The 20,593-nt window shown below is 63.9% G+C and carries 24 protein-coding genes; 17 read left to right on the top strand and 7 right to left on the bottom strand.

What is annotated here, in order from left to right:
• On the bottom strand, positions 1-632 hold a 632-nt coding region (locus ORS3428_RS21895; protein ID WP_338011952.1), incomplete at its 3' end, for a HAMP domain-containing protein.
• A gap of 387 nt (positions 633-1,019) precedes the next feature.
• The gene (locus ORS3428_RS21890; RefSeq protein WP_071100386.1) at positions 1,020-2,513 is read right to left on the bottom strand and encodes an ATP-binding protein; all 1,494 of its coding nucleotides are present in this window, start codon (positions 2,511-2,513) and stop codon (positions 1,020-1,022) included.
• Positions 2,514-2,730: 217 nt separating this feature from the next.
• On the opposite strand from ORS3428_RS21890, the gene ORS3428_RS21885 reads away from it, so the two are divergent.
• Positions 2,731-2,985, top strand: a complete 255-nt coding sequence (locus ORS3428_RS21885; RefSeq protein ID WP_071100385.1) for a hypothetical protein — start codon at positions 2,731-2,733, stop codon at positions 2,983-2,985.
• Between the two features lie 36 nt (positions 2,986-3,021).
• Here ORS3428_RS21885 and ORS3428_RS21880 read toward each other — a convergent pair whose 3' ends face one another.
• Positions 3,022-3,507 (bottom strand): hypothetical protein, encoded by a 486-nt coding sequence (locus ORS3428_RS21880; protein ID WP_071100389.1) that lies wholly within the window; start codon positions 3,505-3,507, stop codon positions 3,022-3,024.
• Positions 3,508-3,716: 209 nt separating this feature from the next.
• Between ORS3428_RS21880 and ORS3428_RS21875 the strand changes: the two genes are divergently transcribed.
• Together ORS3428_RS21875 and ORS3428_RS21870 are read left to right on the top strand one after the other, a co-directional pair.
• Positions 3,717-4,082 (top strand): RidA family protein, encoded by a 366-nt coding sequence (locus ORS3428_RS21875; RefSeq protein WP_071100384.1) that lies wholly within the window; start codon positions 3,717-3,719, stop codon positions 4,080-4,082.
• A 29-nt stretch (positions 4,083-4,111) separates the two neighbouring features.
• Positions 4,112-5,335 carry an amidohydrolase/deacetylase family metallohydrolase gene (locus ORS3428_RS21870; RefSeq protein ID WP_071100383.1) on the top strand — a complete coding sequence of 408 codons (1,224 nt, stop codon included), beginning with the start codon at positions 4,112-4,114 and terminating at the stop codon, positions 5,333-5,335.
• Positions 5,336-5,373: 38 nt separating this feature from the next.
• Here the strand turns inward: ORS3428_RS21870 and ORS3428_RS21865 are convergent, their stop codons facing one another.
• Together ORS3428_RS21865 and ORS3428_RS21860 are read right to left on the bottom strand one after the other, a co-directional pair.
• On the bottom strand, positions 5,374-7,164 hold the full coding sequence (locus tag ORS3428_RS21865) for an NAD(P)/FAD-dependent oxidoreductase (RefSeq protein WP_071100382.1): 1,791 nt from the start codon (positions 7,162-7,164) through the stop codon (positions 5,374-5,376).
• A 213-nt stretch (positions 7,165-7,377) separates the two neighbouring features.
• Positions 7,378-8,322 (bottom strand): MurR/RpiR family transcriptional regulator, encoded by a 945-nt coding sequence (locus ORS3428_RS21860; protein WP_071100381.1) that lies wholly within the window; start codon positions 8,320-8,322, stop codon positions 7,378-7,380.
• Between the two features lie 275 nt (positions 8,323-8,597).
• Here ORS3428_RS21860 and ORS3428_RS21855 point away from each other — a divergent pair, with 275 nt between their 5' ends.
• The 13 genes from ORS3428_RS21855 to ORS3428_RS21795 all read left to right on the top strand — a co-directional run bounded on the left by ORS3428_RS21855 (position 8,598) and on the right by ORS3428_RS21795 (position 18,410).
• Positions 8,598-9,431 carry an ABC transporter ATP-binding protein gene (locus ORS3428_RS21855; RefSeq protein ID WP_071100380.1) on the top strand — a complete coding sequence of 278 codons (834 nt, stop codon included), beginning with the start codon at positions 8,598-8,600 and terminating at the stop codon, positions 9,429-9,431.
• Positions 9,428-10,276, top strand: a complete 849-nt coding sequence (locus ORS3428_RS21850; RefSeq protein WP_071100379.1) for an ABC transporter permease — start codon at positions 9,428-9,430, stop codon at positions 10,274-10,276. Before ORS3428_RS21855 ends, ORS3428_RS21850 begins: the two co-directional genes overlap by 4 nt.
• Positions 10,277-10,340: 64 nt before the next feature.
• Positions 10,341-11,513 (top strand): ABC transporter substrate-binding protein, encoded by a 1,173-nt coding sequence (locus ORS3428_RS21845; RefSeq protein WP_071100378.1) that lies wholly within the window; start codon positions 10,341-10,343, stop codon positions 11,511-11,513.
• A 305-nt stretch (positions 11,514-11,818) separates the two neighbouring features.
• Complete coding sequence (locus ORS3428_RS21840) at positions 11,819-12,907, top strand: Gfo/Idh/MocA family protein (RefSeq protein WP_071100377.1); 1,089 nt, start codon at positions 11,819-11,821, stop codon at positions 12,905-12,907.
• Between the two features lie 242 nt (positions 12,908-13,149).
• Positions 13,150-14,580 (top strand): amidase, encoded by a 1,431-nt coding sequence (locus ORS3428_RS21835; RefSeq protein WP_071100376.1) that lies wholly within the window; start codon positions 13,150-13,152, stop codon positions 14,578-14,580.
• Between the two features lie 258 nt (positions 14,581-14,838).
• Positions 14,839-15,144: a hypothetical protein gene (locus tag ORS3428_RS21830; RefSeq protein ID WP_071100375.1), complete on the top strand. Its 306-nt coding sequence runs from the start codon at positions 14,839-14,841 to the stop codon at positions 15,142-15,144.
• 148 nt (positions 15,145-15,292) lie between these two features.
• A complete protein-coding gene (locus ORS3428_RS21825) occupies positions 15,293-15,760 on the top strand; it encodes an NUDIX hydrolase (protein WP_071100374.1) in 468 nt (155 codons plus the stop codon).
• Positions 15,761-16,019: 259 nt separating this feature from the next.
• Positions 16,020-16,343, top strand: a complete 324-nt coding sequence (locus ORS3428_RS21820; RefSeq protein WP_071100373.1) for an ArsR/SmtB family transcription factor — start codon at positions 16,020-16,022, stop codon at positions 16,341-16,343.
• Positions 16,340-16,750, top strand: a complete 411-nt coding sequence (locus tag ORS3428_RS21815) for an SRPBCC family protein (protein ID WP_071100372.1) — start codon at positions 16,340-16,342, stop codon at positions 16,748-16,750. The genes ORS3428_RS21820 and ORS3428_RS21815 overlap by 4 nt, the downstream gene beginning before the upstream one ends.
• A gap of 78 nt (positions 16,751-16,828) precedes the next feature.
• Positions 16,829-17,221 (top strand): VOC family protein, encoded by a 393-nt coding sequence (locus ORS3428_RS21810; RefSeq protein WP_071100371.1) that lies wholly within the window; start codon positions 16,829-16,831, stop codon positions 17,219-17,221.
• A gap of 36 nt (positions 17,222-17,257) precedes the next feature.
• Positions 17,258-17,485, top strand: a complete 228-nt coding sequence (locus ORS3428_RS21805) for a hypothetical protein (RefSeq protein ID WP_071100370.1) — start codon at positions 17,258-17,260, stop codon at positions 17,483-17,485.
• Positions 17,485-17,934, top strand: a complete 450-nt coding sequence (locus ORS3428_RS21800) for a DUF1801 domain-containing protein (RefSeq protein WP_071100369.1) — start codon at positions 17,485-17,487, stop codon at positions 17,932-17,934. The genes ORS3428_RS21805 and ORS3428_RS21800 overlap by 1 nt, the downstream gene beginning before the upstream one ends.
• A 77-nt stretch (positions 17,935-18,011) precedes the next feature.
• Positions 18,012-18,410: a DUF1801 domain-containing protein gene (locus ORS3428_RS21795; protein ID WP_071100368.1), complete on the top strand. Its 399-nt coding sequence runs from the start codon at positions 18,012-18,014 to the stop codon at positions 18,408-18,410.
• Positions 18,411-18,540: 130 nt separating this feature from the next.
• Here the strand turns inward: ORS3428_RS21795 and ORS3428_RS21790 are convergent, their stop codons facing one another.
• On the bottom strand, positions 18,541-19,095 hold the full coding sequence (locus ORS3428_RS21790; RefSeq protein WP_071100367.1) for a GNAT family N-acetyltransferase: 555 nt from the start codon (positions 19,093-19,095) through the stop codon (positions 18,541-18,543).
• A gap of 220 nt (positions 19,096-19,315) precedes the next feature.
• Here ORS3428_RS21790 and ORS3428_RS21785 point away from each other — a divergent pair, with 220 nt between their 5' ends.
• Positions 19,316-19,771 (top strand): DUF2214 family protein, encoded by a 456-nt coding sequence (locus ORS3428_RS21785; protein WP_071100366.1) that lies wholly within the window; start codon positions 19,316-19,318, stop codon positions 19,769-19,771.
• On the opposite strand, the gene nth is transcribed toward ORS3428_RS21785, so the two are convergent.
• Complete coding sequence (gene nth / locus ORS3428_RS21780) at positions 19,765-20,571, bottom strand: endonuclease III (RefSeq protein WP_071100365.1); 807 nt, start codon at positions 20,569-20,571, stop codon at positions 19,765-19,767. The genes ORS3428_RS21785 and nth overlap by 7 nt on opposite strands.
• Between the last annotated feature and the right edge of the window lie 22 nt (positions 20,572-20,593).

Genomic DNA, 20,593 nt, shown 5'->3' with positions numbered 1-20,593 from the left:
GCCGTGGTCACCTCTGCGATGTTGCGCACCTGGCTGGTCAGGTTGATGGCCATCGCATTGACGTTGTCGGTCAGGTCCTTCCAGGTGCCGGCCGCGCCCCTGACCCGCGCCTGACCGCCGAGCTTGCCTTCGGTGCCGACTTCACGCGCCACGCGCGTCACTTCCGAGGTGAAGGAGGCGAGTTGGCCGACCATTGTGTTGACGATCCTGCCGATGCGGAGGAATTCGCCGCGCAGCGGTCTTCCGTCGATCTCCTCCATCATGGTCTGAGACAGATCGCCCTTGGYAACCGCGCCGATGACACGCGCCACCTCCGCGGTGGGCTGCACCATGTCCTCGATCAGATCGTTGACCGAGCGGACGCTCGACTCCCAACTGCCTTTGGCGTTCCTGACATGACCGCGCTCGCCGATGCGGCCGTCCTTGCCGACCACACGGCTTAGCCGGGCGAATTCGCGCGTCACCTGGTCGTTGAGCTCGACGATCTGGTTGAACGTGTCGGCAATCTCGCCGTTCAACCCGTCATAGACGTTCTCGATGCGAACAGAAAAATCGCCGTTTCGGAAAGCCTTGAGTGCGCTGAGTATCTGTCGGGAGTCGAGCTGTTCCCGCAACGACCTGGATACGCCCATTGCCTCTCCCCRCTCCGCCCGACAGCCACATTAAGCCGAGGCCTACAACGCACGGTCGCGCATCCGGTTCCGTGGCGTGGAGGAAAAAAGCAGGGCCGAGGCAGCCGCCCGCCCGCATCTCTTCAACCTGATCGTGCTGTTCGTGGCCGCGGCCTGTCCCAGGATCGTGGAAGAGAGTCGGGAAGAAGCTCCTTCGTGCAGGCTGCAACGCTATCGCCCCTCCGCGAGCCGGACGACGTGGCGACTGAGGGCGGGCTTTGGCTTGCCGCACCGGCCCGCGTCATATTGCTGAGCGGCGTCTCCGCTTGGCTGCTTATGGTCGAAGTGGGCTCCAAACGCCCAGGACGTTGAACCCGCATCCGCGGCGTTCGTGCTTCGGCCCGGCTCTCAGGCCGCTGAGCTGTCCTGCTCCGCGGCATTGGGATCGCCCGGCGCCGTCGCCCAGGCAAGTTCGACCAGCGTCACCGTTCGCCGGCCGACGCCGTCGATCTGGCAGACGATCAGGCCCTGCTCCTCGATATAGTCGAGCAGCCGCCGCGCGCGGCGCAGCGAATGTGAGCCATAGGCGCGGGCGATTGCCGCATCGCTCGGGCAGGGCCAGCCTTCCTTTGCGGCCCTCGCGATCATCATGAACACGCCCTGCATGTCCTCCGGCAGCAGCGAGGCGCGCACCGAAACGTCCCGCCACGCATCGTCCTCGGCCATGTCGGAGCCGACGCCGGCGCGGGCGCGCGTCAGCATGCGGCGGAATTCCGAAAGGTCGGGCACCACCGAAGCGAGCCCCTCGATGCGGCAGCGGACCACGAACTCCTGGTAGAGCACGCCGATGACGCGGAACCCCGCGTCGGGTTCGGCAAGGATGGCGCGCAGGATCCGATCCATCCGCTCGCGTCGCTCGGCCAGATCCTCGGCGCTGGGCTGCGGCTCCGCGGGCTCGGGACGGATTTCCAGCGGCGCCGACTTCGCCGCCATCAGCTGATCGAGTAGGTCCGGCGAAGGCCGGCGCTGCGGGCGGACAGTCTCCGGCGGCGGCGCCGCCAGGATGATCGAACGCGCATCCTCCAGCGTCGCCTCCGGCAGCGGCATCAGCCGCGGCGTGCCGTTGCGCGGGCTCGTCTCGGTCGATCCGATCCGAACGCTCAGCGGGCGGCGTGACAGCGCCGGACCGAGCGCCATGAAATGCCCGCGCTCGAGGTCGCGAAAAGCTTCCGCCTGTCGCCGCTCCATGCCGAGCAGGTCGGCGGCGCGCGCCATGTCGATGTCGAGAAAGGTCCTGCCCATCAGGAAATTGGAGGCCTCGGCGGCGACGTTCTTGGCGAGCTTCGCCAGTCGCTGCGTGGCGATGATGCCGGCAAGCCCGCGCTTGCGGCCGCGGCACATCAGATTGGTCATGGCGCCCAGCGAAAGCTTGCGCGCCTCGTCCGACACCTCGCCGGCGGCGGCGGGCGCAAAGAGCTGCGCCTCGTCCACCACCACCAGCATCGGATACCAATGGTCGCGCGCGACTTCGAACAGCCCGCCGAGGAAGGCGGCGGCGCGCCGCATCTGGTTCTCGGCATCAAGCCCTTCGAGGTTGAGCACAGTCGAGACGCGGTGGATGCGCGCCCGCTCGCCGGCTGCCTGCAGGCCGCGCTCGGTATGGTCCTCGGCATCGATGACCAGATGTCCGTAGCGCTCGCCAAGCGAGACGAAATCGCCTTCCGGGTCGATGATGGTCTGCTGCACCCACGGCGCGCTCTGCTCCAGAAGACGACGCAGCAGATGCGACTTGCCGGAGCCCGAATTGCCCTGCACCAGCAGGCGGGTCGCCAGCAGTTCCTCAAGGTCGAGCGTCGCCGGCGCGCCCGCCGTCGTCTGCCCCATCTCGATTCCAACCGTCATGTCTCGACTCGTTCGGCCTCCCTGCGCGGGAGGGGCTTAGCAACCGAAGCGCGATGCGTCGAGCACGCCCGATGTCCGTCAAGCACGTGTTCCACACTTAAGKGGCGATTGGCGGCAGGCTGTCGCCATTCGCACTGGTCGGACCACCATTTCGCTGGCGCCGGCCAACCATTGGCGTATCATTGCCGCCGGGAGAGTTCATGGCAGGAGGAAGCCAATGAACGTTGCTGCCGAAGGGCCAATTATCGAGCCGACGGCTCAAGACCTTGTTACATTTGCTCTTTCGAAATTCCGCGCCGGCGATACCGTCTCGACGCGTGCGATGCTCGACGCCATTCACCGTTCCAGTCCGGCCTGCGAGGACAGTGACGACCATCTCGTCGAACTGATCGTCATGGCCGCCGTTGGTAAGACCATGGGCGTCGTGTTCGACCACCGTTCGCCTGACGAGCGGTTGCTGCGTCATTCGTAGAAGGCCCGGCCTGAACAGGTCACTTACGGGAAGTGTTCAGCCTCCCAGCGGATGCGGCATGTAGCCCACGAAGCCAGCGATCTTCCAGCGGCCGCCGACCTTGYGGCAGAAATAGAGCGTCTGCCATTTGAGGCGGTCGACGCCGCCGTCCGCCCTGGCGACCGAACCATCGAACTTCTTGTGCAGCACCGCGCGGTCGCCGTCGACGTCGATGTCGCGCATGTTGGTTACGCGGAACAGCGCATCGCGCAGGGGTTCCGCGAATTTCGTCGCCGCGGTTTCCTTGGCCTGGCGCAGCCATTCGTCGCGATAGACTTCCAGCCTCGGGAACTGCAGGCGCCAGGCATCCGCGTTGTTGAGGAAATGCGCGTGCATGCCGAAAAAACTCTCGGCGATGAAATCGTCCTCGACCATCGCCCAGTCCTGGCCGAGGAAGGCATCGATGTCGCGCCGGACCAGCATTTCCCAGAGCGCGTGGCGGTCAGCATCGCCTTCCGGAAACGGATTCTTGTCGAAGGTCATGCTCGAACTCCCCTCTTTCAGTGCGCGTCGTCCGCTGGCAGTCGCCAATCTGGCAACGCCATGGAGCCGCAAGATGCTCAGGTCCTTGTAATAAAGCAACATGATTTTCGAAAAAATGTTGCTTTCCAACAGGACCTCTATGAGGATCACGCCGACAAGCGTAGACGGCCATAAGAACGGTCCCATCCAGTCGACAACAGGAGGCTCACTTGCCCAAGCAGTGCTTTGGAAAATCGCATGTCCCGCTCTCGCCCGCCGTCCGCGCCGGCGATTTCGTCTACATCTCCGGCCAGGTGCCGGTGGGCAGCGACGGCCTGGTGGTCAAGGGCGGCATCGCCGAGCAGGCCGAGCAGGTGCTTGAGAACATCAAGACAGCGCTGGCGCTCGCCGGCTGCACCATGGACGACGTAGTGAAGACCACCGTCTGGCTTGAGGACGCTCGCGATTTCGGCGCCTTCAACATCGTCTACGCCAGGTATTTCCCGGTTGATCCGCCGGCGCGCACGACGGTCGAATCCCGCCTGATGATCGACATCAAGATCGAGATCGAGGCTGTCGCCTACCGGCCGGTCTGATCGCGGCCAAACAGCAACGGAGGGCGCGGATGAAGTTCGATCTTCTGATCAAGGGCGGACGTGTGATCGACCCGGCATCCAGGCTGGATGCGCCGCGCGATGTTGCGATCACCGATGGCCGAGTCGCCGCGATCGACGTGGCAATCGATGCCGAGGCCGCCGGTGAGGTCGTCGACGCAAGGGACTGCATCGTCACGCCCGGCCTCATCGACCTGCACAGCCATGTCTATTGGGGCGGCACGTCGCTCGGCGTCGACGCCGACAGGCTCGCCGCAAAGAGCGGCACCACCACCTTCATCGACGCCGGCAGTGCCGGCGCCGGCAATTTCCTGGGCTTTCGCCGCCACGTCATCGAGCGCTCGAAAGTCCGCATCCTCGCCTACGTCAACATCTCCTTTGCCGGCATATTCGGCTTCGCCAAGACCGTATCCGTCGGCGAGTGCAGCGACCTCAGGCTCTGCGAGCCGCGCGAGACCGTAGCGGCGGTGCGCGAGCACGCCGACGTCGTCGTCGGCGTCAAGGTCCGCTGCGGCCGCCACGCCAGCGGCACCAGCGGCATCGCGCCTGTCGACCTCGCGCTCGAGGCCGCCGACAAGGTGGGCCTGCCGCTGATGACGCATATCGACGAGCCGCCGCCTGGCCGCTCGGAAGTGCTGCCGAGGCTGCGCCGCGGCGACATCCTCACCCATTGCTTCCGGCCGTATCCCAACGCGCCGGTCTTTGCCTCCGGCGCCGTGCGGCCGGACATGCGGCTGGCCCGCGAGCGCGGCGTCATCTTCGACATCGGCCACGGCATGGGTTCCTTCGACTTCGAGGTGGCGAAGGCCATGCTCGCCGAGGGCCTCGCCCCCGACGTCATCTCGAGCGACGTGCATCTCTACTGCGTCGACGGCCCGGCCTTCGACATTCTGGTCTGCATGTCGAAGCTTATGGCGCTCGGCATGCCGCTTGTCGAGGTGCTGCGCGCGGCGACGCAGCGCCCGGCCGAGGCGATCGCCAAGCCGGAGCTCGGCGCGCTGAAAGTCGGCGGCATCGGCGATATCGCAGTGCTCAGGCTGCAGCCCGGCCGCTTCACCTTCGTCGACGCCGTCGGCGCCTCGCTGGTCGCGGATCAGCGGCTTGTCTCCGAAGGCATCGTCATCGGCGGCAAATGGTGGCCGAACGAGGCGCCCGACCATAATGAGACCGAGCGCTTCGAGGCGCACACGCACCACACCCATGTCGAGGTTGCGGCGAAGCATTTCGGAAGGTGATTGGCCAATCTCCCCCCTCGTGGGGGAGATTACCCACTTCAGCGCTGAGCGTTGCTCGGCTTGCCATAGACCGGCGTCTCAATCCCCTCCATGCGCGCCTTGAGCTGCAGCGCAACGAATTTCGAATAGAAGYGCGACAGCGCCAGATTGCCGCCGTGGAACCACAGCGCTTCCTGCGCCGTCGGCTTCCACATGTTGCGCAATTCGCCCTGCCATGGGCCCGGGTCGCCCTTCACGCCGGACCCCAGCCCCCAGCACGGACCGACCTTGTCGGCTACCTCGCGCGAGACGATTCCCGCCACCGTCTCGTTCATCGACTGGTAGCCGGTGCAGCAGACGATCGCGTCGACGGCAAGCTCGCTGCCGTCCTCGAACAGGATGCCGCTCGGTGTCAGCGACTTGATGCCGACGCAGCTCTTCACCGCGATCTCGCCGTTCAGGATAAGCTCGCAGGCGCCGACGTCGATGTAATAGCCCGAACCGGTACGATAAGCCTTCATCAACAGCCCGGTCTCGTCCTCGCCGAAGTCGATGGCGAAGCCGCTGTCGCTGAGGCGCTTGTAGAAATCCGCATCGCGCTCGCGGATGACGTCGTAGAGGGCCCGCTGGCCCTTCGGCACCAGCGCGAAAGGCGTCGAGGCGACGATCATGTCCGCCTTGTCGGTGGTGATGCCGCGCGCCAGCGCCTTCTCCGAGAAGATCTCGAAACCGACTTCCATCAGCGTGTCGGACTTGACCACCGTCGTCGGCGAGCGCTGGACCATGGTGACCTTGGCACCCGCCTCCCAAAGATCGACGCTGACGTCGTGGCCTGAGCTTGCCGCGCCGATCACCGCGACGCGTTTGCCGCCGAATTTCTCGCCGGTCGAATATTCGCTGGAGTGCAAAAGCTCGCCCTTGAAGCTCTCGGCGCCGGGCAGTTCGATCTGCCGCGGCGGCCCGTAGGCGCCGGTGGCGAAGACGATATGCCTCGGCTTCAGCGTGATGCGCTGGCCGGCGCGGTCCACCACCACCGTCCAGACCTTCTCGCCCTCGTCATAGGCGGCGCTGATGCATTTGGTGGCGGCCCAGTAGTTCAGCTCCATGACCCGGGCATACATTTCCAGCCAGTCGCCCATCTTGTCCTTGGGCGTGAAGACCGGCCAGTTCTCCGGGAACGGGATGTAGGGCAGATGGTCATACCAGACCGGATCGTGCAGCACGAGCGAGCGGTAGCGGTTGCGCCATGAATCGCCGGCGCGCGCATTCTTTTCGACAATGATTGAGGGAACGCCGACCTGCCGCAGCCGGGCGCCCAGCATGATGCCGCCCTGGCCGCCGCCGATCACCAGGCAATAGGGCTGCTGGTTCACGCCGAGGTCGCGCGTTTCGCGCGCCCTCGCCTCAAGCCAGGTTTCGCGCTCAGGGTCGGCCTTGTGGCGAATGCCGAGCGGCCGCGCCGGGCCCTTCTGCTCCTCGAATCCCTTGAGTTCGCTCATCGCCGTGAACAGCGTCCGGCAGCGGCCGTCCTTGAGGCGCAGAATGCCTTCGCCGCGCGCCACGGCCGTCTCGAAGGTGAACCACGCCTCGAGGATCCCCTCGTCGACGCTTGCTTCGCCGGCCAGGCGCCAATGCGAGGGCTGCGCGGTCGATAGCGTCGCCTTCAGCAAGTCGCGGATCGCCGCCTGGCCCTCCATGGTCTTGATGTTCCATGTGAAGGTCAGCAGATCGCGCCAGTAGCAATCTTCCGCGAAAAGGTTGGTCGCCGCCTCGATGTCGCCGGCCTCGAGCGCCCGGCCGAAGGAGCCGAGCCATGTGGCCGCCTGCTGCGATGGTGCGATGTCGAGCATTTCCTTTTGTTCCCTTCTTTTGGTTCGAGCTCTTGTCGAAGCCGGCGCCGCCGCCCTTTCCCTTCTCCCCCTGTGGGAGAAGGTGGATCGGCGCGTAGCGCCGAGACGGATGAGGGGTGTTCCAGCGGAGTGAGATGCTGGCGTTCCCTGGAACACCCCTCATCCGTCGCCTTCGGCGACACCTTCTCCCCAACGGGAGAAGGGAAAGCTGCCTCAATCCCCCAGTGGCTCCATCTCCTTCCCCGTCCGATGGATCTGGGCGTTGTATTTGATGCGGCRCACCGTCTCGCGCGCCGGGCCGTCGATCTTGTAGGCGGTCGCCACCGCCAGAAGGTCGATGGCCACGAGGAAGGCGTAGCGCGAGGCGGTCGGCTTCAGCGTATCGGGATATTCGGGAACCGCCATKGTGATCCGGACATCGCAGGCGCGCGTCAGCTCGGTGTCGGGCACCGTCACACAGATCGCGTTGGCGCGATAATGCTTGGCGAGTTCCACCGCCTCGATCACTTCCCGGGTACGGCCGGTTGCCGAGATCGCTATCACCACATCGCCGGGCTTCAGCGTCGATGCGGTCATGCGCATCAGATAGGGATCGCATTGCGCGCTGATCGAGATGCCGTAACGGAACAAGCGGTTCTGGGTCTCCTGCGCCAGCGCCGATGAGCTGCCGCCGAGGCCGAACACCGTCACCTGCCTTGCCTTCGCAATCAGTTGCGCCGCCTTCTGCAACTCACCCGGATCGATCTGCCTTTCGGCCTCCTGCAGCGCGCGCCGCGCCTCGCCGAACACGGCGTTCCAGAACGGCAAGCCGCCGTCGCTGTTGGAAGGCGGCGGCTTGCTGAGATAGAGCGCGCCGACGACGAGRCTCTGCGCCAGCTTTAGCTTGAAATCGCGCACGCCGTCGCAGCCGATGGCGCGGCAGAAACGTGTGACCGTCGGCTCGCTGACCTGGGCGCGTTGCGCAAGCGCGRCATTGGACGCATCGACGGCATATTTGACATCGTCGAGCACGACATCGGCGACGCGGCGCTCGGCCGGACGCAGATCCGCGTAGCTGTCCTTCACCTGCGAAATGATGTCCGGAAAGCGCCTGACGTGATCGTGCCCGTCAGCCTCCCCGTTCGAAATCCGCAGCGCCTGGCTGTCAGCTTCGGTCATTGGCCAGTCCTTCCCTGCCCGTTTCTGGACCCACCATATTTGCGATTATCCGCCCGCTGGCCATAGGCAACCAACCGAAGGGAGTATGTAGGAAAGTAACACACACTGCAAGCGCATAGAAAATAACGCAACATCAGACACTTAGTTAAGAGCTGATGGAACCTGATTGTTCCCGTCATTTGCCGCCGCTTGACAGTAAAGTAGGATAGTTACAGACTGATTTTGCGGACAGGTGGGGCCTCCGGCAACTCATCGCGTAGTCTCCGAGGGGGAGCATGAATACGGCCAGTGCAAGAACGCCGAAGCTCGGCGTGCAGGCAGCGACCAAGGTCTATCGAACGGCCTCGGGCGATCTTCTGGCGCTCGATCGCTGCAGCCTCGATGTCCACGCCAATGAGATCGTCTCGATCGTCGGCCCTTCCGGCTGCGGCAAGACCACGCTTTTGTGGTCGATGTCCGGACTGCACCGGCTGACCAGCGGCTCGATCCTGCTTGACGGCAAGGAGATCACCGGCCCCCGTCCCGAGATCGGCATCGTCTTCCAGGAAGCGAACCTGCTGCCCTGGCGCAACCTCGACGCCAACATCAACTTCCCCTTCGAGATCAAGGGCGAGAAGCCGGACCGCGGCTGGATCGCGCATCTGCTCAACCGCGTCGGGCTCGACGGCTTCGGCGGCAAGTTCCCGCGCGAACTTTCCGGCGGCATGCAGCAGCGCGCCGCGATCGTTCGCGCCCTGGCGCTCAAGCCTTCCGTGCTGCTGATGGATGAGCCTTTCGGCGCGCTCGACAGCTTTACCCGCGAGGAGATGAACCGCCTCGTCGAGGAGATCTGGCTCGACACCAAGACGACGATCGTCTTCATCACCCACAGCATCGAGGAAGCGATCTTCCTTTCCGACAGGGTCGTGGTGCTGACCACCAGGCCGGGCCGCGTTGCCAAGGAATACAATGTGCCGTTCCCGCGGCCACGCTCGCTGGAGATCATGGCGACCAAGGAGGTCTTCGACCTCACCAACCGCATCAAGATGGACATCGTCGGCGAACGGCGGCCGAAGGCAAAGGAACAGCACGAACAAAAGACTGCTGAAATCGTGAGGATCAGGCCGTGAGCGGAGGCGACGCCATTCCGGAATTCTCGAAGGCCAAGTCTGGYGACGGCCAAGACGTCAGCCTCACCAACCTCTCCGCCTTCGCCAGCGGCCCCGGCATCAAGTCCGGCGCCGAGGTCGTTGCCATCCTCGCCGTCGCCGTGGTCATCATTGGYGCCATCGAATTGGCGCTGCGCATCTTCCACGTGCCGCAATACATCATGCCGCCGCCAAGCGCGATCGTTTACGCGCTGTTCGACGAGTTCCCGCTGATCGCCCCGCATCTCGGCTACACGCTGGTCGAGTTGGTCTCCGGCTTCGCCATCGGCGCCATCGTCGGCCTGGTGATGGCCGCGGTAATCACGCAGTTCCCCTTCGCCGAGAAGATCGTCGCGCCTTACATTTTGATCCTCGTCACCACGCCGATGCTGGCGCTGGTGCCGCTGCTCATCCTGCGCTTCGGCTTCGGCTACACGCCGCGCATCATCGCCGTGGCGCTCGCCGCCGGCCCCATGGTGATGATCAACGCCGCGACCGGTTTCYGCCGCGTCGACAGCGCCAAGATCGCGCTCGCCCGCTCCTACGGCGCCAGCACACTGCAGATCTTCTGGAAGATCCGCGCACCGATGGCGCTGCCGATGATCCTGGTCGGCCTGATGATCGGCGCGATCTTCGGACTGCTCACGGCGGTCGGCGCCGAGATGGTCGGCGGCGGCTTCGGCCTCGGCAACCGGCTCACCTCCTATTCGTCGATGATCCAGATGCCGCAGTTCTTCGCGGTCGTGCTGATCCTGTCGACGCTCGGCATCCTGATCTACGTGCTGTTCTTCCTGATCGGCAAGAAATGGGCGAGCTGGGAGGCATAACGCGCGGGATAAGGCAGCGCCCGGGAGGCGGGCGCCAGGCAGAAATCAACAAAAGGGGAATGCCATGACCAACGAAAGCTCATTCAACCCAGCGACAAGAGCGGGCATCAGCCGCCGCTACTTCCTGCAGGTGACGGCGGCCGGCGTCGTGACCGCGACCGCGCTTGGYGCGTCAGGCCTGAAAGCCAGGGCGGCGGCCTATGAAAAATTCACCTGGATTTCGCCGCGCGGTACCCTCGAAGTGCTGGACGACTATCCCTACTGGTCGGCCAAGAAGGCGGGCTATTTCGGCGACCTCAACACCGACATGCAGCCCGGCCCGTCGGACGGCACCGCGACCGTGAAGTTCGTCGATGTCGGCCAGGCCGACATGGGCTTCCCCTCGCCCGGCGTCTTCTCCTTCGCCATCCAGAACGGCATGAAGCTGAAGTCCGTGTTCCACATGGGCGCGCGCGACACTTTCAGCATCGCCTTCCGCAAGGGCCAGGGCACCAAGAACCTCAAGGACCTCGAAGGCAAGACCATCCTGCTCGGCTCCGCGGCCTGGCAGTCGATCGTCGATCCGCTGCTCGCCTCGCAAGGCGTTGACATCAAGAAGGTGAAATAWGTCGAGGCCGGCTGGCCGACCTGGGGCACCGCGCTCGCCGGCGGCCAAGGCGACGCAGCGCTGTCCTGGGAAGGTCTGCGYGCCGAATGGATCGCCAAGGGTCTCGACTTCGAATACTGGCTCGGCGTGCAGAATTCCAAGCTGCCGGCCAACACCTTCGTCGTGCGCACCGCCGACCTTCAGGACCCCGACAAGAAGGCCTTCCTGGAGAAGTACCTGCGCGGCTGGGCGATGGGCCTGGAATTCGGCTACCAGAACCCGCGCGCCGCTGTCGAGGCCGTGTTCGCGCAGTTCCCGACTTTAGCCAAGAACCTCGGCCCCGAGCTCGGCACCACCTCGATCCTGCAGCAGATCAACGTCTTCCGCGGCGACATGGACAAGCGTGGCGGCTGGGGCTCGCACGACATGGCGAGCTGGCAGGGCTTTTTCGACGAGATCCTGAAGATCGGCCAGATCACGGCACCGGTGAAGGCCGAAGATGTCTGCACCAACGACCTGATCCCCGCGGCCAACGACTTCGATAAGGCCAAGGTCAAGGCCGACGCGAACGGCGTGAAGCTGTCGGAAGGCTTCGCCGCGCTGGACGTCGAGAAGATCAAGGCGCACCTGTTCGATTCGGCGGTGAAGTAGGGCTGCGACCGAGGGCAAATTCGCACGTCCTGTTGAGGGCAGCGCCGCCCCTCATCCGCCTGCCGGTACATTCTCCCCGTATAGAGACGGGGAGAAGGGAATGACCGCAACGCTGGCGCTCTTTCTGCAGCGCTGGCGATTGGCGAAACCCTCGGCGAAGGGTTCTTTCTCCCCGTCGCTATACGGGGAGCAATGCCYGGCACAGCAATGAGGGGCAGCGCCAAGTTGAGGCGATTGCCTGATAAAAATACGGACGGCAGCACATCGCCGCCCACAAGTTCCATCAAAGAATCAGGGAGGCTGACATGGCCGACAAAGTGAGAATCCTGGTGGTTGGTCTCGGCAATATGGGCGCCTCGCATGCCAGCGCCTATCATCGCTCGGACGGCTTCGAGATCGTCGGCATCATGAGCCGCACCATCAAAAGCAAGAAGATCCCGGCCGAACTCGCCGGCTATCCGCTCTACGAGGATTTCGACTTGGCGCTGAAGGAGACCAGGCCGGACGCCGTCTCCATCAACAGCTGGCCGAACACACACGCCGAATACGCGCTGAAGGCGATCGCCGCCAATTGCCATGTCTTCATGGAAAAGCCTCTCGCCACCAACATCGCGGACGCCGAGAAGGTGGTGGCGGCCGCGCGCGCCAAGAACCGCAAGCTGGTGCTGGGCTACATCCTGCGCGTCCATCCGTCCTGGATCAAATTCATCGAGGTCGGCAAGACACTCGGCAAGCCGCTGGTGATGCGTTTGAACCTCAACCAGCAAAGCAGYGGCAGCGCGTGGCACTGGCACAAAAACCTGATCGACTCGCTCATCCCGATCGTCGACTGCGGCGTGCACTATGTCGACGTCATGTGCCAGCTGACCGGCGCCAAGCCGGTACGCGTGCACGGCATCGGCGCAAAACTTTGGGCCGAGGCCGACAAGCAGAATTACGGCCACCTGCATGTCACCTTCGATGACGGCTCGGTCGGCTGGTACGAGGCGGGCTGGGGCCCGATGATGAGCGAGACCGCCTATTTCGTGAAGGACGTGGTCGGTCCCAAGGGCGYGGTCTCGATCGTCGCCGGCCAGACGGCAAGCAGCGCCAAGGAGGCCGAAGAGGTATCGGATTCTGCGGACATCGATCGCCACACCAAGACGGACGCGCTGAAAATCCATTATGCTGAGGTCGACGGCGACAAGAACTTTTCCAAGCCCGACGAGATCGTCAGCATGGAGGACGAGCCCGGCCACCAGGAGCTCTGCGACCGCGAGCAGGCCTTCTTCCTGCGCGCCATCCGCGAGGACGTCGACCTGACCGAGCAGATGGATGCGGCCGTCAACAGCCTGCGCATCGTTTTAGCCGCCGAGCAAAGCATCGCGCAAAAGCGAACCGTGGAGCTGGGATGAGGAGGTGTGCAGTCTGTTGCCTTGGCCAATGGCAAAAGTCGGCGCTGCCCCTCATCCGCCTACCGGCACCTTCTCCCCGTAAAGTGACGGGGAGAAGGAGGCTGGCCGCAACGCTGGCGATCCCCTTTCCCCGTTCCTCACGGGGATAGGTAAGGGTGAGGGGCAGCGCCAGCCAGTGCGATTGGCCGAAGCGATAGCTCGGTTGCCCTATAGGCTCGGAACGCACGAATAATCGGGGGAACATGATCACCGACAGCCTGCTCGAAACCTACGCCGGTTCCGATGCGCTGGCGCTCGCCGGACTGGTGAAGCGCGGCGAGGTTTCCCCGGCCGAGCTGGTCGAGGCCGCGATCACCATGATCGAGCGGCTGAATCCGGCACTCAATGCCGTGATCCACCGCCTCTACGACATGGCGCGCGCCCAGGCCAAAACGGTGGCCAAAAACGCGCCCTTCGCAGGGGTACCCTATCTGCTCAAGGAGCTTGCCTCGTCCTGGACCGGCGCGCCTCTCACCAATTCCTCCTCCTATCTGAAAGACTTGGTTGCCGATTCCGACAGCGAGGTGGTGCTGCGCATCAAGGCGGCCGGCCTTGTGCTGGTCGGCAAATCCAACGCGCCCGAGAATGGCTGGTCGATCACCACCGAGCCAAAACTCTACGGCACGACAAAGAATCCATGGAAGGAAGRCATCACGCCCGGCGGCTCGAGCGGGGGTGCTGCGGCGGCGATCGCCGCGCGCATGGTGCCGATCGCGGAGGCCAGCGACGGCGCCGGCTCGATTCGCGTGCCCGCTTCYTGCTGCGGCATTGTCGGGCTGAAGCCGTCGCGCGGCCGCGTCAGCCTCGCGCCCTTCGGCGACTATTGGTATGGCGGTGCCTACTTCCTCTGCTGCTCGCGCACCGTGCGCGACACCGCCGCCTATCTCGACGCCGTGGCAGGCGCGCTGCCGGGCGATGCCTACACGCCGCCGGTGCCGGMGGGCACCTGGCTCGACCTCTCCGTGCGGGCGCCGAAGAAGCTGCGCATCGGCTTTACCGTGACGCCGCCCAACGGCGCCGCGATTGACCCCGAGGTCGAGGCGACGGTCCTCTCGACGGTCGCCGCGCTTCAGCGCCTCGGCCATGAGGTCGAGGAGCACGACATACCGCTCGATGCCGATGCCGCCTGGAAGACCTACACCGATATGWCCAATGTGCAGACGGCCGCCACTTTCGGCTTCCTCGAAACTTTGGTCGGCCGTCCCGTCACGCCAGACGATGTCGAACCGGTGACCTGGGCCATCATCCAGCGCGGGCGCGCGACCAGCGGCATCAAGCACATTTCCGACGTCGAGCAGCTGAGACTCATCGGCCGCGACATCGTCGGCGATCTCAGCCCCTATGACATCTTCATCACGCCGACGCTGACGCAGCTGCCGCGCCCCTTCGGCTATTACGACATGTCGGAGTCCGACCTCGACCGCTACAACGCCAAATGGGGYGACGCGGTCTTCAACTTCCCCTTCAACATCTCCGGCCTGCCGGCGATCTCGCTGCCGCTGGGGCAGTCGGCCGGCGGCGTGCCGATCGGCGTGCAACTCGTCGGCCGCTACGGCGACGAAGCGACGGTGCTGGCGCTTTCCACGCAGTTGGAGYAGGAGATGCCGTGGAAGGACCGGCGGCCGGCAATGTAACTCTGGGTGCTTTGGGGTAGGAGCGGAAACGCTGCGCCGCCCCTGCCAGTCTAGGCGCAGCACACCTTGTTTAATCCAGCCACGGGGCCGCGCGATCGAGGGGCGAAACCGCTGCTCCCGTTAACCGCAGTGCTAGGCTCGGCCTGAATTTCTTTGGCATGACACCCGGTCGACTGGCCGCAAGCGCTGGATCATGGCGCATCAGGACAAACACCCTATATATAGAGGAAGGTTCTGTTTTCATGCGGGAAGGAAGCGATGTTGCATCCTCGCTTTTTGGCGATTCTGTCCTCGGCGGCTTTGGCAAGTGCTGCGCTGTCGGGCGCGGCTTCATACGCCGCCGCCCAAGTCGTTATCCCGACGGACCGCAACTTGCTGGTCGAGCAGAACCAGTTGCAGACGCTCCAGAACCAGCTGCAACGGCAGCAGTACCAGCAACTGCAGCAGTTGTATCGTGAGCAGGACCGGCAGAACGTGCCGCAACCTCGCCCTGAGGTGCCGATCGTCAAGCAGAGCTGCCAGTCTCAGGTGATCGGCACCACGATTTCGCGCGTTTGCCGCTGACATTCCCTCTGTTTCGGTTTAATTAGCCGACTTACTTGACCGGCAAAAGCCGGATTGCAAGGGCGGCGATTTTGGGGTTTGCAGTGGCAGGATTTTTTGCCGTGCCCGGATGAGCGCGGTATGAAAGCTGCTCTCATTGGATTTTGGGATGGCGACAGCCAAGAAGAAAGCAGTACGCAGGGCAAAGAAGGGCGAGCGGATCCGCCAGGTGGCGGCAATCCCCTTTCGTTTGAGCGAAGACGGCGGTCTCGAGGTCCTGTTGGTCACCTCGCGCACGACAAAGCGGTTCATTGTGCCGAAGGGCTGGCCGGTGAAGGGCAAGAGCGGGCGCAAGGCGGCYATGGTCGAGGCCCAGGAAGAGGCAGGCGTGCTCGGCAAGGCGTTGAAGCAGCCCGCCGGCACTTATTCCTACTGGAAAAGAATGGCCACGGGTTTCGTCCGTGTCGACGTGGTCGTCTACCTRCTCGAGGTCACCGAGGAGATGGCCGACTGGCAGGAGGCAGCGAACCGGCAACGGGCCTGGCTGCCGTCGGCCGACGCAGCCTTGCTCATCGACGAGCCTGAGCTTTCGACGCTGCTGCGGGACCTGACGATCCCGGCGGCGGTTCAGGCCTGAGCACATCCCGGTCAACGCCGCCTGGAGAAGGCCGTGTCGGCACAGGCCYATGGCCAAAGCGGGCGATATGCACACCCAGCCTCTCTACCGGGTCGAGTCCAAGCACCGATCCTGCGACACGATAGGGACGGCGACGTGCAGCCCTTGCTGGTGGGGCTGGGCTCACGCGCGTCGGCTCATACTGTCCGCTTTCTCTGCTTGACTCACATATATCTCCACGGTTATACGTCAATCAATAGCCATTGGGTTATTGATCCAGATGTCGAACGCGCATGATATGCTCTTCCGCACGCTTGCCGACCCAACAAGGCGCGCCATCTTCGAACGTCTGTGCCGTCAGGGAGAGCAGACTGTGGGGGCGCTCACGGCTGAGGCCGGCGTCTCRCAGCCGGCGGTGTCGAAGCATCTCGGCGTTCTCAAGGAAGCCGGGCTGGTGYGCGATCGCCATGAGGGTCGGCAGACCCACTACAGCGCGCAGCTTGGCGCGCTGGCGCCTCTGATGGACTGGACGCGCGAGATGGCAGGATTCTGGGAGACCCGGTTCGACGAACTCGAAGACCTGCTCAAAAGGATGGATCAATGAATGATATGCCGACCGGAACGCGCTTCGTGGTCGTCGAGCGCGAGATTCCTTACCCGCCGGAAAAGATCTGGCGCGCGCTGACGCAACCGCATCTCATCGAGGAGTGGCTGATGAAGAACGACTTCAAGCCGGTCGTGGACCACCGCTTCAATCTGAGCGCGGACTGGGGCGGCGTCGACTGCCAGGTGCAAACCGTCGAACCCAACAAGACGCTGTCTTACACCTGGGACACCAAGGATCTGGAGAGCATCGTCACCTGGACGCTCACCCCGACGAGCAAAGGCACACATCTGCGCATGGAGCAGACGGGCTTCCGGGCGGATCAGCAATCCTATTACCGTGGCGCCACCGTCGGCTGGCAGAGGTTCCTTACCGCCCTCGAAGAGGTCCTGGCGCGGATCGACTGAAATCCCGACGGAAGGGCAAAAAAGGCAGCACTGTTCGGCGGGTGGCAACCGGCAGGCGTGAGCAATGGAGACATGCGAATGAAGATCAAGCTGACCAGCATCTATGTCGACGACCAGGACAAGRCTCTCGGGTTTTACACCGGCGTGCTGGGCTTCACCAAGAAGGCCGATTTCACCAACGGCGCGTTTCGCTGGCTAACAGTCGCCTCGCCCGACGACCCGGACGGGACCGAGTTGCAGCTGGCACCGAACGACAATCCGGCGGCAAAGACCTACCAGCAGGCCATCTTCAAGCAGGGTCAGCCGGCGCTGATGCTGTTCACCGACGATATCAAGGGCGACCACGAGCGCATCACGRCAAATGGCGGCAGCTTCGCCATGGCGCCGAYGGAAGTGACCGGCTCGACCATCGCGCAGCTCGACGACACCTGCGGCAATCTCATCCAGATCACCCAGCTGGCGCGCTGGTAAGGCTGGCGTCTTGTTCACTCTTCAGAGGAGGTAGCATTGGACTGGAACAAGTGGATCAGGCAGTTGCATCGCTGGCTGTCGATCATCTTCACCGCGACCGTGATARCCAACTTCGGTGCCATGGCCTTGGGCGAGCCTCCCGCCTGGGTGGTCTATTCGCCGCTCCCGCCGCTTTTCCTGCTGCTGTTCAGCGGCCTCTACATGTTCGTGCTGCCCTATGCCGCAAGGTGGCGTAGCGCGCGTGAACTGGTAAAATCGACCTGATGGCAAAGGCGAAACCAGCTAGCATTGCCGCTAGGCCCTCGGGAGCAAATCCCGTTCTGCTTTCAGGCGGCAACCCGCAGATCGCAAAAGGCCATGGCGACGCCCCGGTGCAGGCCTACATCGAGGCGATGCCGGGCTGGAAGAGCGAGGTCGGGCGCCGGCTCGACCAGCTCATCATGCAGGCCRTTCCGGACGCGCAGAAGGCGGTGAAATGGAACTCGCCGCTTTACGGCCTCGACGGCGAAAGCTGGTTTCTCGGCATCCACTGTTTCACCAAATATATCAAGGTGGCCTTCTTTCGCGGCATGTCGCTCAAGCCCGTGCCGCCCGGCGAATCCAAGAGCAAGGACACGCGTTACCTCAACATTCGCGAAGGCGACCGGCTGGACGAAGCGCAATTCCAGTCCTGGGTAAAGCAGGCGAGCCGGTTGCCCGGCGAACGCATGTAACTGCGCTGCGGCTACGCGCAGTGCCAGCTGGAAGGATTGCGGTGGCGACTTCCATCCAGCCTTCAAGGAGAACAGACATGGAGAAAAGCGGATCGCAGACGGCCAAGTCTCCATCCGAGCTGATCGATGGACGCATCGAGGAATTGGGCGACTGGCGAGGCGAGATGCTTGGCCGGCTCCGTGCGCTGATCAAGGAGGCTGATCCGGAGGTGGCCGAAGAGTGGAAGTGGCGCGGCGTGCCGGTCTGGGAGGACGCCGGAATCATCTGCACCGGCGAGACCTACAAGGCTGTCGTCAAGCTGACCTTCGCCAAGGGCGCGGCGCTGCCGGATCCTTCAAGCCTCTTCAACTCCAGCCTCGAGGGCAACACACGGCGCGCCATCGACCTTCGCCAGGGCGAGGAGATCGACGGGGAAGCGTTCAAGGCGCTCGTCCGTGCCGCCGTGGCTCTCAACAGGTCCAAAGCCAGGCGCTGATCGCCGGGACTGCGGCGGGGCCGGTTACCCCGCGACGCCGCGTCTGAACCGCGCTCCAAGGCGCGTTGAGATTCAGGGCAGGCCAAGCCGGAGTCGAAGTCGGGCGCCAAGCGGTGAATATCGGCACGCCTTAGGCTATCGCCCCTCCGGCAGGTCGCTCCAACAGGATCGTCGGCTTGTCGTGATAGGTGGTCCGCAGGATTTCGCGATAGCCGTTCCTTTCGGCGACTTTCAGTGAAGCGCCGTTTTCGGGATCGATGATGCAGAYGGTCCTGCTCCGCCCGAATACCGCGTCGCCCCAGGCGACGATCCGCCCGACGACTTCGCTGGCAAGCCCCTGCCCATGCGCGACCGGCGCCAGCGCCCAGCCTGCTTCCGGCACGCCCTCGATCGACGGCTCGATGRCGCGCTTCAGATCATGGAATMCGGCCTCTCCGATGAAGCGGCCTGTCGCCTTGTCCTCGATCGCCCAGAAGCCGTAGCCAAGCAGCGACCAGAGCCCGGCGTGACGCAGGAAGCGCAACCAGCTTTCCTCGCGGGTGCGCGGCTTGCCGCCGATGAAGCGGGTGACCCCGGGATCGGCCCACATGGCGACATAGGTCTCGAAATCGTCGAGCCGATGCGATCGCAGGATGGTCCGCKCCGTCTCCAGGATCGGCACGCCGGTTTGCCTTTCAATGCTCATGGCATTCCCCTCTGTTCAGAAACCCGCGCTTAGCAAGCTGACCCGACAGGACAAGGGCCAGGATCTCCGGCGGTCATCCGCCAGTTAGAGAAGGACAGCCAGAAACGAACGCCATCAATGAGGCGGCCATTCGGCGTCTGGGAATTTTGATCTTCGATGCTACTCTTCCAGCGAACGCGATTGAGCCGTGCCGCGGCAGCGATTGAAAGCAGGTAAGAACATGGACATCACTGATCTTTTATTGGCCATCCTCCATCATCTTCTGGTGTTCTCGCTGGCCGGCATCATCGGCGCCGAGTTCGTGCTGGTGCGCGGCGACCTGCCGGCGGTGACGCTCAAGCGTCTTGCCGGCATAGACCGCCATTACGGCATCATCGCCGCGCTGATCGTCATAGTCGGCGTCTGCCGGGTCTTCTTCGGCCTGAAGGGCTGGGAATTCTACGTCTACAACTGGGTGTTCTGGGCCAAGATGGTGGCCTTCATCATTGTCGGCCTGCTGTCTATCGTCCCGACCATGCGCTTCATCTCCTGGAGCAGRCAGGCGGCCGGCAATCCCTCCTTCTCGGTGCCGGCGGCTGAACTTGCCGCCGTGAAGAACTACGTCCGCGCCGAGGGCGTCATTTTCCTGCTGATCCCCGTCTTTGCCGCGGCGATGGCGCGCGGCTACGGCTACTGAACCTCCGCGAGCGTCTCCTGCAGCGGCGCGATCGGCACCAGGGGTGCCGGCACGTCGGAGGTCTTTTCCTTGAACTTGCAGATGTCGGCAATCACGCAGGCCGGACAATCGGGCTTGCGCGCCTTGCAGACATAGCGGCCATGCAGGATCAGCCAATGATGCGCATGCCGCATATAGTCGGCCGGAATGACCTTTAAGAGCCCCTGCTCGACCTGTTCCGGCGTCTTGCCCGGTGCAAGGCCGATCCGGTTGCCGATGCGGAAAATATGCGTGTCGACCGCCATTGTGTGCTGGCCGAAAGCGACGTTGAGCACGACATTGGCGGTCTTGCGCCCGACACYCGGCAGCTTGACCAGTTCGTCCCGATCCTCCGGCACCTTGCCGCCATGTTCGTCGATAAGCGCCTTCGAGAGCGCGATGACATTCTTGGCCTTGTTTCGCCAGAGCCCGATGGTGCGGATGTAGTCGCCGACCTTGGCCTCGCCGAGCGCCAGCATCTTCTGCGGCGTGTCTGCCACCGGGAACAGCGCCTTGGTCGCCTTGTTGACGCCGGCATCGGTCGCCTGCGCCGACAGCACCACCGCGATCAGCAATGTGAAGGCATTGATGTATTCGAGCTCGCCGTTCGGCTCCGGCCGCTGGACCGAAAAACGCCGGAATATCTCATGCACCTCGGCCGGACTGTAGAGCGAGCGCGGTCCGCCCTTGCGCGTTCGCGCCCTCGGTTTCGCAGCGCCGGAGCCGGCGGATGCCGGTTGCTTTTCGACCGATGGGGAATTTTTGGACTTGGGGGGCGCCATTCCTCCCCTATAATATGGCCCC

Source organism: Mesorhizobium sp. ORS 3428, assembly GCF_001854785.1.
Lineage (GTDB): Bacteria > Pseudomonadota > Alphaproteobacteria > Rhizobiales > Rhizobiaceae > Mesorhizobium.
Note: the sequence above shows the minus strand (reverse complement) of the source record. Positions and strands in the feature narration are given on the sequence as shown.

Coding starts and splice junctions, on each gene's coding strand:
- ORS3428_RS21890 (WP_071100386.1), bottom strand. CDS start 2,513: ATGACGGTTGGAATCGAGATGGGGCAGACGACGGCGGGCGCGCCGGCG.
- ORS3428_RS21885 (WP_071100385.1), top strand. CDS start 2,731: ATGAACGTTGCTGCCGAAGGGCCAATTATCGAGCCGACGGCTCAAGAC.
- ORS3428_RS21870 (WP_071100383.1), top strand. CDS start 4,112: ATGAAGTTCGATCTTCTGATCAAGGGCGGACGTGTGATCGACCCGGCA.
- ORS3428_RS21855 (WP_071100380.1), top strand. CDS start 8,598: ATGAATACGGCCAGTGCAAGAACGCCGAAGCTCGGCGTGCAGGCAGCG.
- ORS3428_RS21830 (WP_071100375.1), top strand. CDS start 14,839: ATGTTGCATCCTCGCTTTTTGGCGATTCTGTCCTCGGCGGCTTTGGCA.
- ORS3428_RS21815 (WP_071100372.1), top strand. CDS start 16,340: ATGAATGATATGCCGACCGGAACGCGCTTCGTGGTCGTCGAGCGCGAG.
- ORS3428_RS21795 (WP_071100368.1), top strand. CDS start 18,012: ATGGAGAAAAGCGGATCGCAGACGGCCAAGTCTCCATCCGAGCTGATC.